Origin of the sequence: Streptomyces sp. NBC_00631 (assembly GCF_045206895.1) — a bacterium.
In the GTDB taxonomy this organism is placed as follows: Bacteria; Actinomycetota; Actinomycetes; order Streptomycetales; family Streptomycetaceae; genus Streptomyces.
In genome coordinates, this window is the sequence record NZ_CP107734.1 from 2490567 (window position 1) to 2510142 (window position 19576).

Sequence of the window (19576 nt, forward strand, 5' to 3'; positions counted from 1 at the left end):
GTGTGGCCGGTCGCGCCCACGCGGCGGCAGCCGCGGATCAGATACAGCCCCGCGCCCCTTATGGGGCGCTGCGGTGCGGGGCGCTTCAGAGTGCGCCTACGTGGAAGGGGGGACGTCAGCGCTGGCGATCGTGGACTGCCTCGATGTGTTCCGCCACCGCCACCACGACGACCCGGGTGTCCGGGACCGTCGCGCGCCAGCGGTGGCGGACCCCGCCGGTGAGGTAGAGGGTGTCGCCGCGGCCGAGGCGGTAGGCGCGGCCCTCGGCCTCGATCTCCACGGCACCGTCGGCGACGTACATCAACTCGTCGTTGCGGTGCTGGAATTCGCGGCCGGCGTCGTGGTCGCCGGTGAACTCGGAGGCGTGCAACTGGTGGTGACCGCGGACCAGGGAACGCACCTGGGGTGCGAAGTCGGGGTCGGTGGCGTCCTCGGCCCGTACGACGTCGACGCTGCAGGCCGGGTCGGCGGCGGCGAGGAGTTCGACGGCCGTGGTGCGCAGGGCGTCGGCGAGCTTCTCCAGGGAGGTGCGGCTGGGGCGGGCCCTGTCGTTCTCGACCTGGCTCAGGAAGGGCACCGACAGGCCGCTGCGCTCGGCCACGACGGCGAGGGTGAGCTCCAGCGCACGGCGACGCCGCCGGACCGCCGCGCCCACCCGCACGGGCTGCTGGTCTTTGTGGTCGCCCATCGCTCCGGCTCCCTCCTTCGCTCGTCGTTCCGTCCCTCGGGGGCCCCGCGTCGGCCGGGCCCCTCCTGAGGGGTTCTCTGCACCCTACGCATGTTCGGCAAACCGTTTCAGGCGGCCGTCACATCCCTGCACGTCCGGTGAGCGCGACCCTCACAGTTCGCGCCAGTACGCCGGCCGACCGGACTGGCCGGGCGCCGACTCCTCCTTCGGTATGAACACGCTGGCCGGCAGGGCCGGACGGCCGTCGGGACCGGTGACTCGGCGCGGCGGGAGGACGGGCGAGGGCCGGGCCGCCGCCCGGGCCCGCGGACACAGCCGGTCGGCCCGGCCGGAGACGCGGTCATGGGCGTACGTCGGCCGGTTCCCGAAGCCGGCTCGCAGGCGCCGCCCCTGACCAGGACGAGGGAGCACCCCATAAGTTCAATGCGTGTGCGGTCACCGATGTTCCCGCCGCGCCCCGCGCGAGGAGTGCCCTGGTCGCGGCGGCGCTCCGGGCGGGCCCGCCGGACGGTGAAGTCCCGCGGCGCGGCCCGGAGTCGGCGGAGGGTGGCGCGGTCGGGGCGGTGGTGGCCGGTCAGTTCCCCGGTGTCGCAGCGGACCACGGTGCTGCCCGGGCGCCCTCGGCGCAGCCGGGAGGTGGTGCGGCTCGCGTCGAGCGTGCGGTCGACCGGCTCCGGTCAGCAGGGCGGAAAGGCTTGGGCAAGGCCGTAGCGCTATGTGGTTGGCCGGATCCTTTTCGTAGGCGCCGGGGGGGCGTCCGCCGGCATCGCCGGTGTGCCGGGAGGGCCGGCCGGTGCCGGGGGCGGCCCGCGACTCCGGCGCAGCGGCCGGTCGCCGTCAGTGCCGTACGGCATGATGCGGGGCGTGACCGCACGACTGATGCTTCTCGACACCGCCTCGCTGTACTTCCGCGCCTACTTCGGCGTCCCGGACTCCGTGAGGGCGCCGGACGGCACGCCGGTGAACGCCGTGCGCGGGCTGCTGGACTTCATCGACCGGCTGGTCAAGGACCACCGGCCGGACCTGCTGGTGGCCTGCATGGACGCCGACTGGCGGCCGCAGTGGCGGGTCGATCTCATCCCCTCCTACAAGGCGCACCGGGTCGCCGAGGAGCACGAGAGCGGACCGGACGAGGAGGAGGTGCCGGACACCCTGTCCCCGCAGGTGCCGGTCATCGAGGAGGTGCTGGACGCGCTCGGCATCGCCCGGGTCGGCGTCGCCGGGTACGAGGCCGACGACGTGATCGGCACCTTCACCGCGCGCGCCGAGGGTCCGGTGGACATCGTCACCGGCGACCGCGACCTCTACCAGTTGGTGGACGACGCGCGCGGGGTGCGGGTGCTGTACCCGCTCAAGGGGGTCGGCACGCTGCAGACGACCGACGAGGCGTGGCTGCGCGAGAAGTACGGGGTGGACGGACGCGGGTACGCGGACCTGGCTCTGCTGCGCGGCGACCCGAGCGACGGCCTGCCGGGAGTGCCGGGCATCGGGGAGAAGACGGCCGCGAAGCTTCTCGCCGAGTTCGGCGACCTGGCCGGGATCATGGCCGCGGTCGACGACCCGAAGGCGAAGCTCACGCCGTCGCAGCGCAAGCGGCTGGACGAGGCCCGGCCGTATGTCGCCGTGGCGCCGCGGGTGGTGCGGGTCGCCGGCGACGTACCCCTGCCGGACGTCGACACCGCGCTGCCGAAGGCCCCCCGCGACCCGGCGGGGCTGGACGCGCTGGCCGCCCGCTGGGGTCTGGGCGGCTCGCTGACTCGCCTGCTGGTGACGCTGGAAGCCTGACTCCGCGAAGGAATGCTTCCGGCAAAACACTCTCATCGAGTGTTCATGGAAGAGGTGTTAACTGGGAAGGAGGTGCTAACTTAGGTAAACCTAACCATTGAGCAGGGAGGCCGGTCATGGCAGAGCGCCCGGGACGTAAGCCGCGTAAGCCCCATTCCGCTCAGGTGGTGCGCACCGAACGGTTGAGCCCCCATATGCAGCGCGTGGTCCTCGGCGGTGACGGACTGGCCGGCTTCGCCGCGGACACCTGCACCGATCATTACGTGAAACTCCTCTTCGGACCAGCGGGCATCAGCTATCCGGCCCCCTTCGACCTGGAGCGGATCCGCGCCGAGTTCCCCCGCGAGCACTGGCCCGTGACCCGGACCTACACCGTGCGCTCCTGGAATGCCGAACACCGGGAGCTGACCCTGGACTTCGTGGTGCACGGCGACGAGGGCCTGGCCGGGCCGTGGGCCTGCCGGGTGCAGCCCGGTGAGACCGTGCACTTCATGGGTCCCGGCGGTGCCTACGCCCCCGACGCGAGCGCCGACTGGCATCTGCTCGCCGGTGACGAGAGCGCGCTGCCCGCGATCGCCCGCGCCCTGGAGTCACTGCCGGCCGGGTCGAAGGCGTTCGCCTTCGTCGAGGTCTCCGGCCCCGAGGAGGAGCAGAAGATCGACTCCGACGTCGAGGTCGTCTGGCTGCACCGCGGTTCCCGGCCGGTCGGCGAGGCCCTGGTCGCAGCCGTACGGGCGCTGGAGTTCCCGCAGGGCCGGGTGCACGCCTTCGTGCACGGCGAGGCGGGCTTCGTCAAGGAACTGCGGGCTCTGCTGCGCGTGGAGAACGGGATTCCGCGCGAGGACCTGTCGATCTCCGGTTACTGGCGGCTCGGCCACAACGAGGACGGCTGGCAGGCCTCCAAGCGCGAGTGGAACGCCCGGATCGAGGCGGAGCAGGAGAACGGCGCGGCCGCGGCCTGAGACATTCGGCCCGGCGGCACCCGAGGGTGCCGCCGGTCCCTGTGCCGGCCGGTCTACACCGACCGCTGGTACGACCTGAAGGTCCTGATCGACAGCCACACGGCCGCGACCGCCAGCGCCAGCAGCGCCCCGCCACGGCCGAGCACCGCACCCCAGTCGGGGTCCGCCGACATCGCCGAACGGCCGGCCACCATCGCCCAGTTGAGCGGGTTGAAGTCGGCGATGTGCCGCATCCAGCCGGGCATCTGGGACGGCGCCATGAAAGCGCTGGACAGGAAGGTCAGCGGGAGCAGCAGGAAGGTGTTGATCCCGATGATCGACTCGCGCTCCCGGACCAGCATGCCGAGCGCGTTGGACAGCGCGCCGAAGATCGTGCCGAGCAGTACCGCGGCCACCACCAGGACGGCTGTGCCGCCGATCCCGCCCGGGTAGTCGGCGCCGCCCAGCAGGCCGAGCAGCACGATGATCAGCGACTGGCCGGCGGTGACCAGGCCGTTGTTCACCACGTTGCCGTTCATCAGCGCGGCCCGGCTGACCGGGGTGGTCAGGAAGCGGTTGAGAGTGCCGCGCTGGATCTCCTCCAACGTGCCCATGCCCGCCCACATGTTGGAGCTGAGCGCGCTCATCACCACCACGCCCGGCACCAGGTAGTCGAGGTAGGAGGTGGTACCGAAGCCGCCCAGCTCGACGACCTTCCTGAAGAGGCTGCCGAACAGGAACAGCCAGATCACCGGCTGGATCAGGGTGATGATCGCGTAGGCGGGCTGGCGGGCGAACACCAGCAGCTGTCGCTGGGTCATGTACCAGGTCTGGGAGACGGCGTTGCTCATCGGGCACCTCCGGCCAGGGCGGGCGCGTCCGGGCTCCCGGACGCGCTGTCGGCCTCCGCGTACCGGCGGCCCGCGTAGCGCAGATAGACGTCGTCGAGGGACGGGCGGGCGACGGTCGCCGTCACCACGGTCACCCCGGCCCGCTCAAGCTCGGCGAGCAGCGCGGGCATCGCGGCGGCCCCGTCGTCTGCGCGGGCGCTGATCCTGCGCCCGTCGAACAGCACCTCGCGGACGCCCGGCAACCCGGTCAGGGCGCCCGTGAGCAGGGTGCGGCCGGCTTCTCCGGGCGCCTCGCGCAACTCCACGTGGACGGCGTCGCCGCGCAGTTCGCCCTTGAGGGAGTCGGGGGTGCCCTCGACCACGACCCGGCCGCGGTCGACGATCGCGATCCGCTCGGCGAGCCGGTCGGCCTCCTCCAGGTAGTGCGTGGTGAGCAGGATGGTCAGGCCCTCCTCGCCGGCCAGCCGGCCGATCTCGTCCCACATCGCGGCGCGGGCCTCCGGGTCCAGGCCGGTGGTGGGCTCGTCCAGGAAGAGCACCTCGGGGCGGTGGACCAGCCCGAGAGCCACGTCGAGTCGGCGCCGCATCCCGCCGGAGTACCCCTTGACCTGGCGGCCGGCGGCCTCGGTGAGGGTGAAGCGGTCCAGCAGTTCGTCGACTCGGCGGTCGAGACCGGTGCCACGCAGGCCGTAGAGCCTGCCCTGGAGCCGGAGGTTCTCGCGGCCGGTGGCCACAGGGTCGGCGCCGGAGTTCTGGGCCACGACACCGATCGCGCGGCGCACCCGGTCGGGATGGCGCAGCACGTCATGGCCGGCCACGGTGGCGGTGCCCGAGTCGGAACGGGCCAGGGTGGTGAGGATCTTGACGGTGGTGGACTTGCCGGCGCCGTTGGGCCCGAGGAGCCCGAAGACGGTGCCGGCTTCGACGGTGACGTCCATGCCGTTCAGCGCGGTGACGTCGCCGGAATAGGTCTTGATCAGCTGGCGCGCCTGCACTGCGGGCGCACGGGTGTTCATGACAGGGCTCTCCTGAGTGAGCGGATGACAGCTGATCCGCTTGAGGAGCACCGGGCTATCCTGGGTGTGCCGCACCTCGATCGCCCGGATCTGCCTCACGGCGGGTTCAGCTCGGGGTTCGAGACCCTGGCGGAGCTGCTGCAACAGCTCTGCCGGGGTCTGTTTCTCTCTCGGCTGCCGCTACTGCTGGTCCACCTCCGTGAACTCCGGGGGCACTTCGCCGGTCTCGTGGAAGCGGCGCCAGCCCTCGACGCCCGGCAACGAACCGTCCCGTATCTCCCGCACGAAGCCGCGGACCCATTCGGTCTGCGCCTCCAGCATGTGCAGGTGGTACTCGACCTCGACGACGAACAGCCGGGGCACCGTCCCGTGCAGCTTCTCCAGCACGGCCCTGCCGCCGGTGACCTCCACCTCCAGGGAGCTCAGCCGCTGCTCCAGGAGGCGCTCGACCTCGTCCGGCGGCAGGGCACCCATCAGCGAGAGCGCGGTCTCGAAGATCGGGTACTCCTTCGCCGGTACGGCCATCAGGTCGGACAGCCAGTGGATCATCTCCTCGCGCCCGGCGTCGGTGATGCCGTAGACCGTGCGCTCCGGGCGGTTGCCCTGCCGCTCCACGTCGGCCACCTCGACGAAGCCGTGCTTCTCCAGGTTCTGCATGACCGTGTAGAGCGAGCCGTAGTTGATCCGGGTACTGGTGTCCTTCCCCTGCCGGCGCATGGTCTGGGCGATCTCGTACGGATGCATCGGCTTCTGCCAGAGGGTCGTCAGCACGACGAGCGCCAGGGGATTGCTGAGCTTGCGCCGCTTCGCCGCCACGCCGACCACCTCGCTTCCGAATATCCGTGGCCGAACATATCGCGAGTCGATCCGCACCGTCAATACACACGATGTATCGCGTCTGGTGCAGCTCCGCAAGGACGTGAGGACTTGGGCCCGCCCCGGACACGCCGGCGTGACGCGTCCGAAACAGCGCGTCCCTAATTTCTGTCGCCCGACAGGAAATCCGCGATTTCCGTCTTCGACAGGAAGTCCGCCTGACAGGCAGGTGCCGCCGTGACGACACTCGACGACCGCTCCCTGGAGGAGTTCGGCTACCGCCAGGAGCTGCATCGCAGCCTCGGCCGGTACGCCTCCTTCGCCGCCGGGTTCTCCTTCATCTCCGTACTGACGACCGTTTTCCAGTTCTTCGCCTTCGGGTACGCGTTCGGCGGCCCGGTCTTCTTCTGGGCCTGGCCGGCCGTGCTGGTCGGCCAGTTGCTGGTGGCCGCGTGCTTCGCCGAACTGGCCGGGCGCTACCCGATCTCCGGCGCCATCTACCAGTGGTCCTCACGTCTGTCCAACCCGTCCTTCGGCTGGTTCGCCGGCTGGATCATGGTGATCGGGCAGATCGTGGTGGTCGCGGCGGCCGCGCTCGCCCTGCAGATGGTGCTGCCCGCCCTCTGGTCCGGCTTCCAGCTGATCGGCACGGATGCTTCGCCGGCCTCGGCCGACGGAGCCGCCAACGCCGCTGTGCTGGGCGTCGTACTGCTGGTACTGACCACCCTCGTCAACATCATGGACAACCGGGTGATGTCCGTGATCAACCGGGTCGGGGTGACCGCCGAGATCATCGGCGCGGTACTGATCATCGTGCTGCTGCTCACCCACTCCAAGCGCTCCCCCGGCATCACGTTCCACACCGGTACGGCCGCCGAGGGCGGTCTGCTGGGCGCGCTGCTGGTCGGCTCGTTCACGGCCGCGTACGTGATGATCGGCTTCGACAGCGCGGGTGAGATGAGCGAGGAGACGCACCAGCCGCGGCGGACGGCGCCGCGGACGATCCTCACGGCGCTGACCGCCGCGGGCCTGCTCGGCGGCCTGGTCGTCCTGGGCGGCCTGCTGGCCGCGCCCAGCCTGACCGACGGACACCTGGGGGTCGACGGACTCAGCTACGTGCTGACCAGCAGCCTCGGGGACGGGGTGGGTCGGGTGCTGCTGGCCGACGTGGTGGTGGCGATCGCGGTGGCGACGCTGGCGATCCAGACGGCGGCGTCCCGGATGCTGTTCTCCATGGCACGGGACGGGCAGCTGCCGTTCGCCGACCGGCTGGCGCGGGTGAATCCGCGGACCGGTATGCCGGGGGCGCCGGCCGTGGTGGTGGGGGTGCTGGCCGGTGCGCTGCTGCTGCTCGACTTCGCGTCACCGGACGCGTTCCTGGCGATCGGGACCACGTGCATCGTGATGCTGTACCTCGCCTACGCGATGGTGACCGGGCCCCTGCTGGTGCGGCGGATACGGGGCGAGTTCCGGGTCGAGGGGACGGACGAGACCGGGGCGCCGTTGTTCTCGCTGGGGCGGTGGGGGGTGCCGGTGAACGCGGTCGCGCTGCTGTACGGGCTGGTGATGACCGTGAATCTGGCGTGGCCGCGGGGGGCGGTGTACGACCCCAGCGGGGGCCACTGGTACTTCCGGTGGTTCACCGTGTTGTTCCTGGTCGGGACTGTGGTGGTGGGCGGGGTCTGGAGGCTCACCCGGGCGGAGTCCCGGAGTGCGGTCGCTGTGCCGGAACCTGTGGCGTAGTAGGTCGGGTGCGGGTGGGTGGGGGCTGGTCGCGTCCACGCGGCGGAGCCGCATATCGATGCAGCCCCGCGCCCCCCGGCCCCCGAGAAGGGGGCGCTCCCCGTAGCCTTGGCTGCAAATGAGACGTAAGACCGCAGCCCCGCCTTCCCCCCTCCCCCAGCGCCAAGGGGTGGACCCCGTCAGGGTGCGGTTGCCCTTCGCCGAGGAGTGGCAGACCGTCGGCGCCTACCTGGTCGCACGGCTCTCCGGAGCCGCCCCCGGCGCAGTCGCCGAGATGCTGGACGCGGGGTTGGTGGTGGGCGCCGACGGAAACCCCGTCGCCGCCCACACCCCCTACTCCCCCGGCCGCTACCTCTGGTTCCACCGCGACCTGCCGCCCGAGGTCCCCGTCCCCTTCCCCCTCGTGGTCGTCCACCGGGACGACCACCTCGTCGTCGCCGACAAGCCGCACTTCCTGGCCACCACCCCGCGCGGCAGTCACGTCACCGAGACCGTCCTCGCCCGGCTGCGGCGGGAGCTGGGGATTCCCGCGCTCGGGGCCGCGCACCGGCTGGACCGGCTCACGGCCGGGCTGGTGCTGTTCACCGTGCGGCCCGAGGAGCGGGGGGCGTATCAGACGCTGTTCAGCGAGCGGCGGGTACGCAAGGAGTACGAGGCGATCGCGCCGTACGACCCGTCGCTCGCCGTCACCCGGACGGTGCGCAGTCGGATCCGCAAGGAGCGTGGGGTGCCCGCGGCCCGGGAGATCGAGGGGGAGCCCAACGCGGAGACGGTCGTCGAGCTGGTCGAACGCAGAGGTGACCTGGGACGGTACCGGCTCACCCCGCACACCGGACAGACCCATCAACTGCGGGTTCACATGAGCCGGTTGGGTGTGCCGATCCTCGGCGATCCGCTGTATCCGGTCGTGACCGGCCCCGTGCCGGACGGTGACTTCCGGCGGCCGCTGCAACTGCTGGCGCGACGGCTGGAGTTCACCGATCCGGTCACGGGGGTGGAACACCGGTTGTGCAGCGGGCGAACGCTGCGGGCCTGGGAGTCGTACGAGGACTGGGCCGGTTAGCGGCCCAGCCACCAGCGGCGCAGCCTGGGCCAGATGCCGCGGGGCCTGGCCGGTTCGGAGGCGGCCACGGCCACCGGCACCGCCGGCTGGGGCTCGGGGGCCGGTTCCGGAGCTGCCGGTGCGGGGGCTGCCGGGCGAATGGTGCCGGCCTGCCAGTCGGTACGCTGCGGGGGGACCAGGGCCGGGCTCGGCATGAGGGTGACGTCCTGCTTCGGCTTCGGGTCGAAGCGCACCGGCAGGTCGACCAGGTGCCGGGAGGCGATCGAGGCGCGCCAGCGCAGCTCCTCCTCGTCGCAGTCGAGCTGGATGTCGGAGAGCCGGGTCAGCAGCTGGTCGACCCCGACGTCGGCGATGGCACGGCCGATGTCCTGGCCGGGGCATTCGTGCGGGCCGCCGCCGAAGGCGAGGTGGGAGCGGTTGCCCTGCATGTTGGCGCTCAGGTCGGGGCGGACGCGTGGGTCGACGTTGCCCGGCGCGGGCGCGTAGAGCAGTCCGTCGCCCTTGCGGATGCGCTGGCCGCCGAGTTCCGTGTCCTGCTTGGCGAAGTAGGCGAAGACGGTGCTGAACGGCGGCTCGTCCCACAGGGACTGCTCGATCGCCTCGGGTACGGTCATCTGGCCGCCGTTGAGCTGGGCGCGGAAGCCGGGCTCGGTGAGGACCATGCGCAGCGCGTTGGCGAGGAGGTTGGCGGTGGTCTCGTAGGCGGCGATGAGGACGACCCGCAGGTGCTGGGCGACCTCGTCGTCGTTGAGCCCGGCCGGGTGGTTGATGAGGTGGCTGGTGAAGTCGTCCTCGGAGCGGGCCCGGCGCCGGGCGGTGAGCCGCGTCAGGCAGCCCATGACGTACTCGTTGCTGGCGATCGCGGTCTCGGTGCCCTTGAGCATGTCCCGGGCGGCCTCCACGATCCGGTCGTTGTACTCCTCGGGCATGCCGAGGAGTTCGCACATGACCGCCATCGGCAGGTGCTCGGAGTACTGGGAGACCAGTTCGGCACGGCCCTCCTCGCAGAACTCGTTGACCAGCAGCTGGGTGTAGCGGCCGATGAGGCGGCGGATGCTGCGGTGGTCGATGGTGGTCATGGCCCCCTGGACCGCCGCCCGCAGCCGCAGGTGTTCGTCGCCCTCGGCGTGCGAGCAGATGGGCTGCCAGGCGATGTGCGGCATGAGGGGGTGATCGGGCTTGACCATGCCCTCGCGCAGCGGGGTCCAGATCCGGCTGTCCCGGGTGAAGACGGCAGGGGTGCGGACCATCTGGAGGTTCTCGGTGAGCCCGAGGACCACCCAGACCGGTACGTCGTCGTGGAGCAGGACGGGCGCCACGGAGCCGTGTTCCTCGCGCAGCTTCTCGTACAGCTCGCCGAGGTGGTCCGCGTCGGCGCCGTAGAGCCGCTGGAGTCCGCCGGGGCCGCGGTCGTGCGCCGGGCAGCCGGGCGGCGGGACCGGGTCGGTGCTGGTGCCGGCCGGGAAGGGGGATTCAGGCGTCACAGTGTTCGCTCCGAAGAGATGCGAAAGAGTTCGAAAGAAGCGGAAAGAGGTGTCAGGTGAGCGCGCCGGACATGGCGAGCGAGTGCAGGAAGCGCATCAGGGTCATCAGGACGTCACGGCTGGAGGCCCGGCGGCGGGCGTCGCACTCCACGATGGGGACATCGGGGGGCAGGTCCAGCGCGGTGCGCAGTTCCTCGATGGGGTAACGGGGCCCGTCCGGGAAGGAGTTGACGGCGACGACGAAAGGTACCCCGCGTTCCTCCAGGCGTCCCATGACGTCGAAGCTGACCTCCAGGCGCCGGGTGTCGATGAGGACGACCGCGCCGAGGGCACCTTCGAACAGGCCGTTCCACAGGAACCAGAAGCGTTCCTGGCCGGGGGTGCCGAAGAGGTAGAGCACCAGTTGGTCGGTGATGCTGATGCGGCCGAAGTCCATGGCCACGGTGGTGGCGGTCTTGGACTCGGAACCGTAGTTGTCGTCGACGCCGATGCCCGCCTGGGTCATGGTCTCCTCGGTGGTCAGCGGTCTGATCTCGCTGACGGAACCGACCATGGTGGTCTTGCCGACTCCGAAGCCGCCCACGATCACGATCTTCACCGCGGCCTGGGCGGTGTGCGGCAGATGGTCCTCGGTGCGGGGACCGGGGATCGTCTCAGAGCTTTTGAAGTCCATGCATCACCGCTTCGAGAAGTGAACGGTCGGGGAGCGCCTGGCGGACGATCGGGGCGCGCGCCTGCACCAGTTCGGCCGTGATCAGCTCGGTGATCAGCGCCGTCATCGCGCTGAACGGCAGGTTGAGGTAGGCCGAGAGCTCGGCCACGGACAGGGGGGCGAGACAGAGCCGGAGCAGCGCCGCCTGCTCGGGGGTGACGGAGGGCGGTGGGGCGGCGCGCGCCACGATTAAGGTGACCAGGTCGAGTTCGGCCCGGGCGCCGTCGGCACCGCTGATGACGTAGAGCCGTTCGGGGTTCTTGTTGTCGCCGTCCTCGCCGCCGCTCTCGGGGGTCGGCGGCGTGGACGGGAGCGGGGGCGGAACGTGTTCCGGCTTGGGCCGGCGCCGTTTGCGTTGCGGAGGAGTCATACGGTCTGCCCGTTCCGCCGGGGCGGACTGGTGAGGTGGGCGCCGATGCGCACGACGAGGTCGCGCATCATCTCGCTCATCCGGCCCGGTTCGCAGGTGACGTCGGCCAGCACGGCGAGGTAGGCGTTGGCGCCGGCGGACATGAGGTAGAAGTAGCCTCTGTCGATCTCGATCAGGACGAGGTTCATGTCGCCGTTGCTGATGGGGAGTTCCTGGGCGACGGCACCGGCAAGGCTCTGCACGCCCGCGCAGGCCGCGGCGAGCCGGTCGGCGGCGTCGGGGTCGCCGCCGTGCCGGGCGATGCGCAGGCCGTCGGCGGAGAGCACGACGATCATCTCGACGCCCGGTACCCCGTCGGCGAGTTGCTTGAGCATCCAGTCGAAGTTGCCTCGCTGCTGGATCACTTGAGGTCCCCCTCGTCGTCGGCCTCGGTGCCGGCCGGATCATTGATCAGATGCAGGTACTTGGTGGGGTTCCGGGTGAAGTCGGTGGGGTGGACACCCGGGTTGTTCTTCTTGAGCCCCTCCCAGAACGCCTCGACCCAGAGGCCGGGTTCGCGGCGCTCCGGTTCCGGCTGCTCGGGCTCGGGTTCCTTGTGCTGCGACCAGATGGTCGGGTTGCCCTCGCGTTCGGCGCGCTCGATGGCGGCCTGCTCGGCGATCCGCTGGCTCAGCGGCGTCTTCATGCGGCTGCGCCGCTGCGGCAGCCCGCCCGCCGTCCATTCGGTGACCTCGGGGACGTCATCCTCCATGGAGATCCCGGCGGGGATGCGGGGGCTGGTGGGCCGGCGCCGCTTGGGCGGCCGCTTGGGGCCTTCGAGGGCGCCGAGTTCGGGCTTGGGAATGCCGGTGGCGCCGATCCCGTGGGCGATGCCGGGGGCCGGGTCGGTCGTCATCATGTCGCTGGGCACGATGAGGACGGCCCGGACGCCGCCGTACGCGGAGGCGCGCAGCGAGACGTCCATGTTGTACGTCTTGCACAGGCGGCCCACGACCGAGAGGCCGAGGCGCGGGTTCTCGCCGAGGACCTGGATGTCCTTGCCCTGCTTGGCCTTCTCCAGCAGGCCCTCCAGGCGGTCGCGGGCCTCCTCGTTCAGGGTGACGCCGGCGTCCTCGATCTCGATGCACACGCCGGACTGCACCTCGACGGCGGTGACGTGCACCTTGGTGGAGGGCGGCGAGTAGCGGGTGGCGTTGTCGAGGAGTTCGGCGGCCGCGTGGATGACCGGCTCGACGGAGGTGCCCTTGATGTTGACCTGGCAGATGGAGTGCAGCTCGATGCGCCGGTACTCCAGGATCCGGGACATGGCGCCGCGCAGCACGCTGTAGAGGGCGACGGGGTTGGGCCACTGGCGGCCGGGACGGCCGCCGCCGAGCACGGAGACCGAGTCGGCGAGGCGTCCGATCAGGGCGGTGCCGTGGTCGATGCGCAGCAGGTCGTCGAAGACCTCGGGGTTGCGGCCGTGGTCCTCCTCCATCTCCCGCAGTTCGTGGGCCTGCTGGTGGACGATGGCCTGGACGCGCCGGGCGACGCTGACGAACGAGCGCTCCAGGGAGTCGCGCTGGAGGTCTTCCTCGTCGACGATGTCGAGCATGGCGCGGATCAGCCGGCGCTGCGACTCGGGGGCGTGGCGCATCCGGGGGTCGACCTCGAAGAGCTGGCGGACCACCTCTTTGGGTGACTCACCGGCCTTCAGCCGGTAGAGCGCGGTCGGGAAGACCTCCCGGCCGAGGCGGTCGATCTCCTCCTCGCTCGCGGTCAGGCACCGTTCCAGATACGCACGGTGACGGTCGTGCTCGGCCCGGGCGTCCCGGAGCCTACGGCCGCGGCGCACCGCTTCCGCCGCCGTCGCGAGCACCAGCAGCATGCCGACGGTCCCGCACACGGCGACGGCGGTCCGGGCGGGCTCCGCCACCAGGACGACGGCGGCGGCGGTCGCCGCGGCCATCAGTATGGCGGGCAGCAACAGCACCCGCGCCAGGGAAAGTTCACGGCCATTGGGAGGCGGTTGCACACTCACCATGTATGCCTTCTGAGACGAATCGGCTGGGTGTCGGAGGAGTTCGTGGGGGGAAGGTTCATGGAGCAGTCGGGATCTTCCGTATGATTGGGAACAGGCGCACGAATTCACCTCAACTCGGTGCGCCGCGGGCGAGCTTAGTCCGACCGGATCAACGCCGTGTCATATTCGGCAAGCACCTGAAAACGCCCAAAGGACTGGAGTACCCTCGGTCGTTTTGCACGCAGGGCATTCATTCGAACACGATCCGTCACCGCGTACGGATGTACGGATATCACTCACCGTGATGGGTGAAACGAGCCTCCGGACCGGAACCTCCGCCGACCCCCGGGGCTCCTCAGACCCCGACGATCCGCAGCGCCGCCTCGGCCGTGGCACGGGCGAACTCGTGGGCGGGACGCTCCGGTTCGGAGCGGTGGACCAGGATGACGCCCTCGATCAGCCCGAAGACGAGATCGGTCCGCAGCTCCAGCTCCCTCTTGGCCAGCGCCCCGCCGACCGCCGTCGCGGCGATCAACTGCCGGTAGGCGTCCTTGAGTTCGGCGCGTACCGCACGGAAGCCCGCGAACCGGTCGGTGTGCACCTCGGGCAGCAGGTAGAGCGCGCCCAGGTTGTGCGGCCCGGCGCACAGCAGCTCCACGTCGGCCCGGCACAGGATCCGCAGCCGCTCCTCGGCCGGGGACACATCGTCCGCGAGCAGCTCCCGCGCACAGGCCAGGGACGGCGTGACGGTGGACTCCAGCAGCTCGGCGAGGAGTTCCTCCTTGCCGGAGACGTAGTGGTACATCGAGGCCTGCCGCATGCCTGCCCGCTCGGCGACGGCCCGGGTGGTGGTGGCCGCGTAGCCGCGGGTGGTGAACAACTCGGCCGCGGCGGCGAGCAGTTCGGCCCGCGGCTCCAGTCCGCTGTCCGGTCGCTGCGTGGCCCGCGGCCGGCCGACCCGGCGGCCACTGCTCGTCCCCATGCGTTCGATCCTCGCACACCACGCCGTACGGCGATCACGCCGACGCCTCGCCCACCGGGCCGCCGCCCCCGGTGAGCCCTCGGTAACCGGGCCGGAACACCGAGGCAACGCCGCCGACCCCACGCACCCCTAATTTCTGTCGAGCGACAGAAATAACCCCCCAGCCGAAGAAACCGGAGGTCAGCGATGGCGACAGCGACCACATACGGGGCCCGTGCGCACGCCCGCGCCCAGGAGGGCACCCGGGCCGAGACCATGCCCGTGGTACCGGCCGCCGACTGGCCGGACCCGCCCTGCGAGGCCGGCCACCTGGTGTGGGCCGAGACGGTGGCCGGCGGCAACTACACGCACCGCGTCCTGGCCCGCGGCACCGAGCTGCGCCTGACCGACCTGGCCGGCGACGCCTGCGCCCACGTCCTGCTGTACGCCGCCGACCGCCCCTGGGAGCGGCTGAACGTCGCCGACACCGTCAAGGTCCAGTGGAACGCCTACCTCGGCGAGGGCGTGCTGCTCCTCTCCGACCAGGGCCGGGTGCTGACCTCCGTCGTAGCCGACACCTCCGGCCGCCACGACGCCCTCTGCGGCACCTCCGCCCTCCTGCGCAACACCGAGCGGTACGGCGACGGCACTCCGCAGTCGCCCTCCCCCGCCGGCCGCGAGCTGTTCAAGCTCGCCGCGGCCAAGAACGGCCTGGAACCGCGCGACCTGCCGCCCTCCCTGTCGTTCTTCCAGGGCGTGGAGGTGCGCGACGACGGCACGCTGGACTTCACCGGCTCGGCCGGCCCCGGCGGCAGCGTCACGCTCCGCGCCGAGCAGGACGTGACCGTCCTCATCGCGAACGTCCCGCACCCGGCCGACCCGCGCCCCGACTACGTCAGCACCCCGCTGGAGGTGCTGGCCTGGCGCGCCGCCCCCACCCCGCCGGGCGACCCGCTCTGGGACGCCACCCCCGAGGGCCGCCGCGCCTTCCTCAACACCGCCGGATTCCTCGCCGCGAGGGGGCTCGCATGAGCATCCAGACCGTCGTCCCCGCCCGCGCCGCCTGGTCCGCCGTGATCCGCGCGGGCGAGTCCCTCACCATCACCGACCTGCACGGCAACCAGGCCGTCGACTTCCTCGTCTACGACGCCCACGACACGTCGGTCCGCTACAGCGCGCCCGACACCGTCCACGCCCAGGGCTCGATATTCCTGACCACCGGCAGCGTCCTGCTCTCCAACGAGCACACCCCGCTGATGACCGTGACCGCCGACGAGGTCGGCCGCCACGACACGGTCGGCGGCGCCTGCTCCAAGGAGTCCAACACCCTCCGCTACGGCCACCACACCTGGTCCCAGCACGCCTGCGTGGACAACTTCCTCGCGGAGGGCGCCCGGCACGGTCTCGGCAAGCGCGACCTGGTCTCCAACATCAACTGGTACATGAACGTGCCCGTCGAGAAGGACGGCACCCTCGGCATCGTCGACGGCCTCTCGGCCCCGGGCCGGAAGCTGACCCTGCGCGCCGAACGCGATGTCCTGGTCCTGGTCTCCAACTGCCCCCAGATCAACAACCCCTGCAACGGCTTCGACCCGACGGCCGTGGCGATGACGGTCACCGGAGCCGCGGGATGACCACCTTCGAGAAGCTGCTGATCGCCAACCGGGGCGAGATAGCCGTCCGCATCATCCGCACCGCCCGCGCGCTGGGCCTGCGCACGGTCGCCGTCTACTCCGACCCCGACCGCTCGGCACCGCACGTACGCCTCGCCGACGAGGCGGTCCGGCTCGGCCCGGCGCCGGCGAAGGAGTCGTACCTCGACGCCGACCTGGTCCTGAAGGCCGCCAAGGACACCGGTGCGGGCGCGATCCACCCCGGCTACGGCTTCCTGTCCGAGGACGCCGCCTTCGCCCGCCGGTGCGAGGAGGCCGGGATCGTCTTCGTCGGGCCGACCCCGGAGCAGCTGGAACTGTTCGGCGCGAAACACACCGCACGCGCGGCCGCGGAGGCCGCCGGGGTGCCCCTGGCCCCGGGCACCGGGCTGCTGGCCGACCTGCCCGAAGCCCTCCGCTCGGCCTCCGCCATCGGCTATCCCGTGATGCTCAAGGCGACCGGCGGTGGCGGCGGTATCGGTATGTCGGCATGTCGATCAGCCGATGAGCTGACCGAAGCCTGGGAGCGGGTGCAGCGGGTCGCCGCCGCCTCCTTCTCCTCGGCCGGGGTCTTCCTGGAACGCCTGGTCGAGCACGCCCGCCATGTCGAGATCCAGGTCTTCGGCGACGGTGACGGCCGGGTCGTCACCTTCGGCGACCGGGACTGCTCCCTCCAGCGCCGCAACCAGAAGGTGGTCGAGGAGGCCCCGGCCCCCGGTCTGCCCCCGCGGGTCCGCGCCCGGCTGGCCACCGCCGCCCGGGATCTGTGCGCCTCGGTCGGCTACCGTTCGGCCGGCACGGTCGAGTTCGTGTACGACGCGGCCCGCGAGGAGGCCTACTTCCTGGAGGTCAACACCCGCCTCCAGGTGGAACATCCGGTCACCGAGGAGATCTACGGCGTCGACCTGGTCGCCTGGATGCTGCGCCTCGCGCGGGGCGAGACCGACGTCGTCCGCGACCCGGGCGCACCGCGGGGCCACGCCGTCGAGGCCCGCGTCTACGCCGAGGACCCCTCCCGCGGCCACCGGCCCAGCGCCGGCCTGCTGACCCGGGTGGAGTTCCCGGCGGGGGTGCGCGTCGACGGCTGGGTGGAGACCGGCACCGAGGTGACGACGTCGTACGACCCGATGCTCGCGAAGGTGATCGCGTACGGCCCCGACCGCGCCGAGGCGCTGCGCCGGCTGGACGAGGCGCTGACCGCCGCCCGCGTCGACGGCATCGAGACGAACCTCGGCCTGGTGCGCGCGGCGCTCGCCGACCCCGCGTTCCGTGCCGCCGCCCACTCCACGGCGACCCTCGCCGAGGTCACCGACCCCACCTCCCGGATCGAGGTCGTCGCCGCCGGCACGCTCACCACGGTGCAGGACTGGCCGGGCCGCACCGGCTACTGGCAGGTCGGCGTCCCCCCGAGCGGCCCGATGGACGACCGCTCCTTCCGCCTCGGCAACGTCGCCCTGGGCAACCCGGAGGGCGCGCCCGGCCTCGAATGCACCCTCCAGGGCCCGGCCCTGCGCTTCACCCACCCCACCACCGTCTGCGTGACCGGCGCCCCGGCCCCGGTGACGGTCGACGGCACCCCGGCCGCCCAGTGGGAGCCGGTGACGGTCCCGGCCGGCGGCCTGCTGGAGATCGGCGCCCCCACCGGACACGGCCTGCGCACCTACGTCCTCGTCGCCGGCGGCGGCCTCGACGTCCCCGCCTTCCTCGGCAGCGCGAGCACCTTCACCCTGGGGCGGTTCGGCGGCCACGGCGGCCGGGCGCTGCGCACGGGGGACGTCCTGCACGGCGGGGCCGTGACCGACGGCCAGCCCGTCACCGACCGCCCGAGTTTCACCGCCGACTGGCAGCTCGCGGCCGTCGAGGGCCCGCACGCGGCACCGGAGTTCTTCACCGAGGACGACATCCGCGACTTCTACGCGGCCGAGTGGAAGGTGCACTTCAACTCGGCGCGCACCGGCGTCCGCCTGATCGGCCCCAAGCCGCGCTGGGCGCGCACCGACGGCGGTGAGGCGGGCCTGCACCCGTCCAACATCCACGACACCCCGTACTCGGTGGGCGCCGTCGACTACACCGGCGACATGCCGGTCCTGCTCGGTCCCGACGGCCCCTCCCTGGGCGGGTTCGTCTGCCCGGCGACGGTCCTGAGCGGCGAACGCTGGAAGCTCGGCCAGCTACGCCCCGGCGACACGGTCCGCTTCACCCCGGTCGACGTCACGGGCGCGCCCCGCCCCGAGATCGTCGACGGCGGTGTCCTCGCCCGGGACGGTGACGTGACCTACCGGCGCAGCGGCGACGACAACCTGCTGGTCGAGTTCGGTCCCATGCAACTCGACCTGGCCCTGCGGATGCGGGTGCACGCGCTGATGGAGGCGGTGACGGCGGCGGACCTGCCCGGCGTCACGGACCTGACGCCGGGCATCCGTTCGCTTCAGATCCAGACCGATCCGAGCGTCCTGGCCCAGGCCGGGCTCCTCCGCGCGGTACGGGAGATCGTGGCGGGACTGCCGCCCACCGACGAACTGGTGGTTCCCTCCCGCACGGTCCACCTCCCCCTCTCCTGGGACGACCCGGCGACCCGGGAGGCGATCGCCCGCTACATGGCGGGCGTCCGCGACGACGCCCCCTGGTGCCCGTGGAACATCGAGTTCATCCGCCGGGTCAACGGCCTGGACTCGGTCGAGGACGTCTACCGCACGGTCTTCGACGCGGAGTACCTGGTCCTCGGCCTCGGCGACGTGTACCTGGGCGCCCCGGTCGCCACCCCGCTCGACCCGCGCCACCGCCTGGTCACCACGAAGTACAACCCGGCCCGCACCTGGACCGCCGAGAACTCCGTCGGCATCGGCGGCGCCTACCTGTGCGTCTACGGCATGGAGGGCCCGGGCGGCTACCAGTTCGTGGGCCGTACGACCCAGGTCTGGTCGGGCTGGCAGCAGCGCGGCGCGTTCGAGCCGGGCATGCCGTGGCTGCTGCGCTTCTTCGACCGGATCAGGTGGTACCCGGTGTCCGCGGACGAACTCCTCGACCTGCGCGCCGACATCACCTCCGGCCGGTTCGTGCCGCGCATCGAGGAGGGGACCTTCTCCCTCGCCTCCTACCAGGAGTTCCTCACCTCGCACGCCGACTCGATCGGGGAGTTCAGGGCACGCCAGCAGAAGGCGTTCGCCGCGGAGCGGGACGCCTGGGAAGCGGCGGGCGAGTTCGCGCGGGCGGCAGCGGCCACGGCGCCCGCCGCCCAGCCCGCCGAGGTGGCGGTGCCGCCGGGCGGCCGACTGGTCGAGGCCGAGTTCGCGGCCTCCGTATGGCAGCTGAACGTGGCCGCCGGGGACGAGGTGACCACCGGGCAGCCCCTGCTCGCGCTGGAGGCGATGAAAATGGAGTCCAGGGTGCACGCACCGATGACCGGTGTCGTCACGGAGATCCTGGCGCGGCCCGGCGACCAGGTGGAGGCGGGCACGGCCCTGCTCGTCCTGGCACCGGCCCGGAACTGAC

17 protein-coding genes are annotated in these 19576 nt (G+C 71.6%); 7 read left to right on the forward strand and 10 right to left on the reverse strand.

Going from position 1 to position 19576, the window contains the following annotated elements:
- Nucleotides 1-115: 115 nt before the first annotated feature.
- Nucleotides 116-688, reverse strand: coding sequence for a helix-turn-helix domain-containing protein (locus OHB00_RS11430; RefSeq protein ID WP_406433853.1), 573 nt, complete (start codon nucleotides 686-688; stop codon nucleotides 116-118).
- An 855-nt stretch (nucleotides 689-1543) separates the two neighbouring features.
- Between OHB00_RS11430 and OHB00_RS11435 the strand changes: the two genes are divergently transcribed.
- Both OHB00_RS11435 and OHB00_RS11440 read left to right on the forward strand, forming a co-directional pair.
- Nucleotides 1544-2473, forward strand: a complete 930-nt coding sequence (locus tag OHB00_RS11435; protein ID WP_406445732.1) for a 5'-3' exonuclease H3TH domain-containing protein — start codon at nucleotides 1544-1546, stop codon at nucleotides 2471-2473.
- A 116-nt stretch (nucleotides 2474-2589) separates the two neighbouring features.
- The gene (locus OHB00_RS11440; RefSeq protein WP_406433855.1) at nucleotides 2590-3435 is read left to right on the forward strand and encodes a siderophore-interacting protein; all 846 of its coding nucleotides are present in this window, start codon (nucleotides 2590-2592) and stop codon (nucleotides 3433-3435) included.
- A 53-nt stretch (nucleotides 3436-3488) separates the two neighbouring features.
- Here the strand turns inward: OHB00_RS11440 and OHB00_RS11445 are convergent, their stop codons facing one another.
- The 3 genes from OHB00_RS11445 to OHB00_RS11455 form a co-directional block, all read right to left on the reverse strand.
- The gene (locus OHB00_RS11445; RefSeq protein WP_406433857.1) at nucleotides 3489-4265 is read right to left on the reverse strand and encodes an ABC transporter permease; all 777 of its coding nucleotides are present in this window, start codon (nucleotides 4263-4265) and stop codon (nucleotides 3489-3491) included.
- Complete coding sequence (locus OHB00_RS11450; protein WP_406433859.1) at nucleotides 4262-5281, reverse strand: ATP-binding cassette domain-containing protein; 1020 nt, start codon at nucleotides 5279-5281, stop codon at nucleotides 4262-4264. Before OHB00_RS11450 ends, OHB00_RS11445 begins: the two co-directional genes overlap by 4 nt.
- Nucleotides 5282-5461: 180 nt before the next feature.
- The gene (locus OHB00_RS11455) at nucleotides 5462-6097 is read right to left on the reverse strand and encodes a PadR family transcriptional regulator (protein ID WP_406433861.1); all 636 of its coding nucleotides are present in this window, start codon (nucleotides 6095-6097) and stop codon (nucleotides 5462-5464) included.
- A gap of 237 nt (nucleotides 6098-6334) precedes the next feature.
- On the opposite strand from OHB00_RS11455, the gene OHB00_RS11460 reads away from it, so the two are divergent.
- Together OHB00_RS11460 and OHB00_RS11465 are read left to right on the forward strand one after the other, a co-directional pair.
- Nucleotides 6335-7840: an amino acid permease gene (locus OHB00_RS11460; RefSeq protein WP_406433863.1), complete on the forward strand. Its 1506-nt coding sequence runs from the start codon at nucleotides 6335-6337 to the stop codon at nucleotides 7838-7840.
- Nucleotides 7841-7958: 118 nt separating this feature from the next.
- Complete coding sequence (locus OHB00_RS11465) at nucleotides 7959-8903, forward strand: pseudouridine synthase (protein WP_406433865.1); 945 nt, start codon at nucleotides 7959-7961, stop codon at nucleotides 8901-8903.
- Here the strand turns inward: OHB00_RS11465 and OHB00_RS11470 are convergent.
- The 6 genes from OHB00_RS11470 to OHB00_RS11495 form a co-directional block, all read right to left on the reverse strand.
- Nucleotides 8900-10387, reverse strand: coding sequence for a cytochrome P450 (locus tag OHB00_RS11470; RefSeq protein ID WP_406433867.1), 1488 nt, complete (start codon nucleotides 10385-10387; stop codon nucleotides 8900-8902). The genes OHB00_RS11465 and OHB00_RS11470 overlap by 4 nt on opposite strands.
- A 52-nt stretch (nucleotides 10388-10439) precedes the next feature.
- On the reverse strand, nucleotides 10440-11060 hold the full coding sequence (locus tag OHB00_RS11475) for a GTP-binding protein (RefSeq protein ID WP_406433869.1): 621 nt from the start codon (nucleotides 11058-11060) through the stop codon (nucleotides 10440-10442).
- A complete protein-coding gene (locus OHB00_RS11480) occupies nucleotides 11041-11469 on the reverse strand; it encodes a DUF742 domain-containing protein (protein WP_406433871.1) in 429 nt (142 codons plus the stop codon). Before OHB00_RS11480 ends, OHB00_RS11475 begins: the two co-directional genes overlap by 20 nt.
- Nucleotides 11466-11873 carry a roadblock/LC7 domain-containing protein gene (locus OHB00_RS11485; protein ID WP_046726726.1) on the reverse strand — a complete coding sequence of 136 codons (408 nt, stop codon included), beginning with the start codon at nucleotides 11871-11873 and terminating at the stop codon, nucleotides 11466-11468. Before OHB00_RS11485 ends, OHB00_RS11480 begins: the two co-directional genes overlap by 4 nt.
- Entirely contained in the window at nucleotides 11870-13492 is a 1623-nt protein-coding gene (locus OHB00_RS11490) for a sensor histidine kinase (protein ID WP_406433873.1), read from the reverse strand. The genes OHB00_RS11485 and OHB00_RS11490 overlap by 4 nt, the downstream gene beginning before the upstream one ends.
- A 334-nt stretch (nucleotides 13493-13826) precedes the next feature.
- On the reverse strand, nucleotides 13827-14453 hold the full coding sequence (locus OHB00_RS11495; protein WP_406433875.1) for a TetR/AcrR family transcriptional regulator: 627 nt from the start codon (nucleotides 14451-14453) through the stop codon (nucleotides 13827-13829).
- Nucleotides 14454-14639: 186 nt separating this feature from the next.
- Between OHB00_RS11495 and OHB00_RS11500 the strand changes: the two genes are divergently transcribed.
- From OHB00_RS11500 to OHB00_RS11510, 3 genes are read left to right on the forward strand one after another with little or no spacing between them, the layout of a single operon-like run.
- On the forward strand, nucleotides 14640-15464 hold the full coding sequence (locus OHB00_RS11500) for an urea amidolyase associated protein UAAP1 (protein WP_406433877.1): 825 nt from the start codon (nucleotides 14640-14642) through the stop codon (nucleotides 15462-15464).
- A complete protein-coding gene (locus OHB00_RS11505; protein WP_406433879.1) occupies nucleotides 15461-16066 on the forward strand; it encodes an urea amidolyase associated protein UAAP2 in 606 nt (201 codons plus the stop codon). The genes OHB00_RS11500 and OHB00_RS11505 overlap by 4 nt, the downstream gene beginning before the upstream one ends.
- On the forward strand, nucleotides 16063-19575 hold the full coding sequence (locus OHB00_RS11510) for a 5-oxoprolinase/urea amidolyase family protein (protein WP_406433881.1): 3513 nt from the start codon (nucleotides 16063-16065) through the stop codon (nucleotides 19573-19575). The genes OHB00_RS11505 and OHB00_RS11510 overlap by 4 nt, the downstream gene beginning before the upstream one ends.
- Nucleotide 19576 lies beyond the last annotated feature (1 nt).

Excerpts from the sequence above, each read along its gene's own strand:
- OHB00_RS11500 (WP_406433877.1), top strand. The coding sequence starts at position 14,640 with ATGGCGACAGCGACCACATACGGGGCCCGTGCGCACGCCCGCGCCCAG.
- OHB00_RS11495 (WP_406433875.1), bottom strand. The coding sequence starts at position 14,453 with ATGGGGACGAGCAGTGGCCGCCGGGTCGGCCGGCCGCGGGCCACGCAG.
- OHB00_RS11505 (WP_406433879.1), top strand. The coding sequence starts at position 15,461 with ATGAGCATCCAGACCGTCGTCCCCGCCCGCGCCGCCTGGTCCGCCGTG.
- OHB00_RS11465 (WP_406433865.1), top strand. The coding sequence starts at position 7,959 with ATGAGACGTAAGACCGCAGCCCCGCCTTCCCCCCTCCCCCAGCGCCAA.
- OHB00_RS11475 (WP_406433869.1), bottom strand. The coding sequence starts at position 11,060 with ATGGACTTCAAAAGCTCTGAGACGATCCCCGGTCCCCGCACCGAGGAC.
- OHB00_RS11430 (WP_406433853.1), bottom strand. The coding sequence starts at position 688 with ATGGGCGACCACAAAGACCAGCAGCCCGTGCGGGTGGGCGCGGCGGTC.
- OHB00_RS11440 (WP_406433855.1), top strand. The coding sequence starts at position 2,590 with ATGGCAGAGCGCCCGGGACGTAAGCCGCGTAAGCCCCATTCCGCTCAG.
- OHB00_RS11450 (WP_406433859.1), bottom strand. The coding sequence starts at position 5,281 with ATGAACACCCGTGCGCCCGCAGTGCAGGCGCGCCAGCTGATCAAGACC.
- OHB00_RS11435 (WP_406445732.1), top strand. The coding sequence starts at position 1,544 with ATGCGGGGCGTGACCGCACGACTGATGCTTCTCGACACCGCCTCGCTG.
- OHB00_RS11510 (WP_406433881.1), top strand. The coding sequence starts at position 16,063 with ATGACCACCTTCGAGAAGCTGCTGATCGCCAACCGGGGCGAGATAGCC.
- OHB00_RS11445 (WP_406433857.1), bottom strand. The coding sequence starts at position 4,265 with ATGAGCAACGCCGTCTCCCAGACCTGGTACATGACCCAGCGACAGCTG.
- OHB00_RS11490 (WP_406433873.1), bottom strand. The coding sequence starts at position 13,492 with ATGGTGAGTGTGCAACCGCCTCCCAATGGCCGTGAACTTTCCCTGGCG.
- OHB00_RS11480 (WP_406433871.1), bottom strand. The coding sequence starts at position 11,469 with ATGACTCCTCCGCAACGCAAACGGCGCCGGCCCAAGCCGGAACACGTT.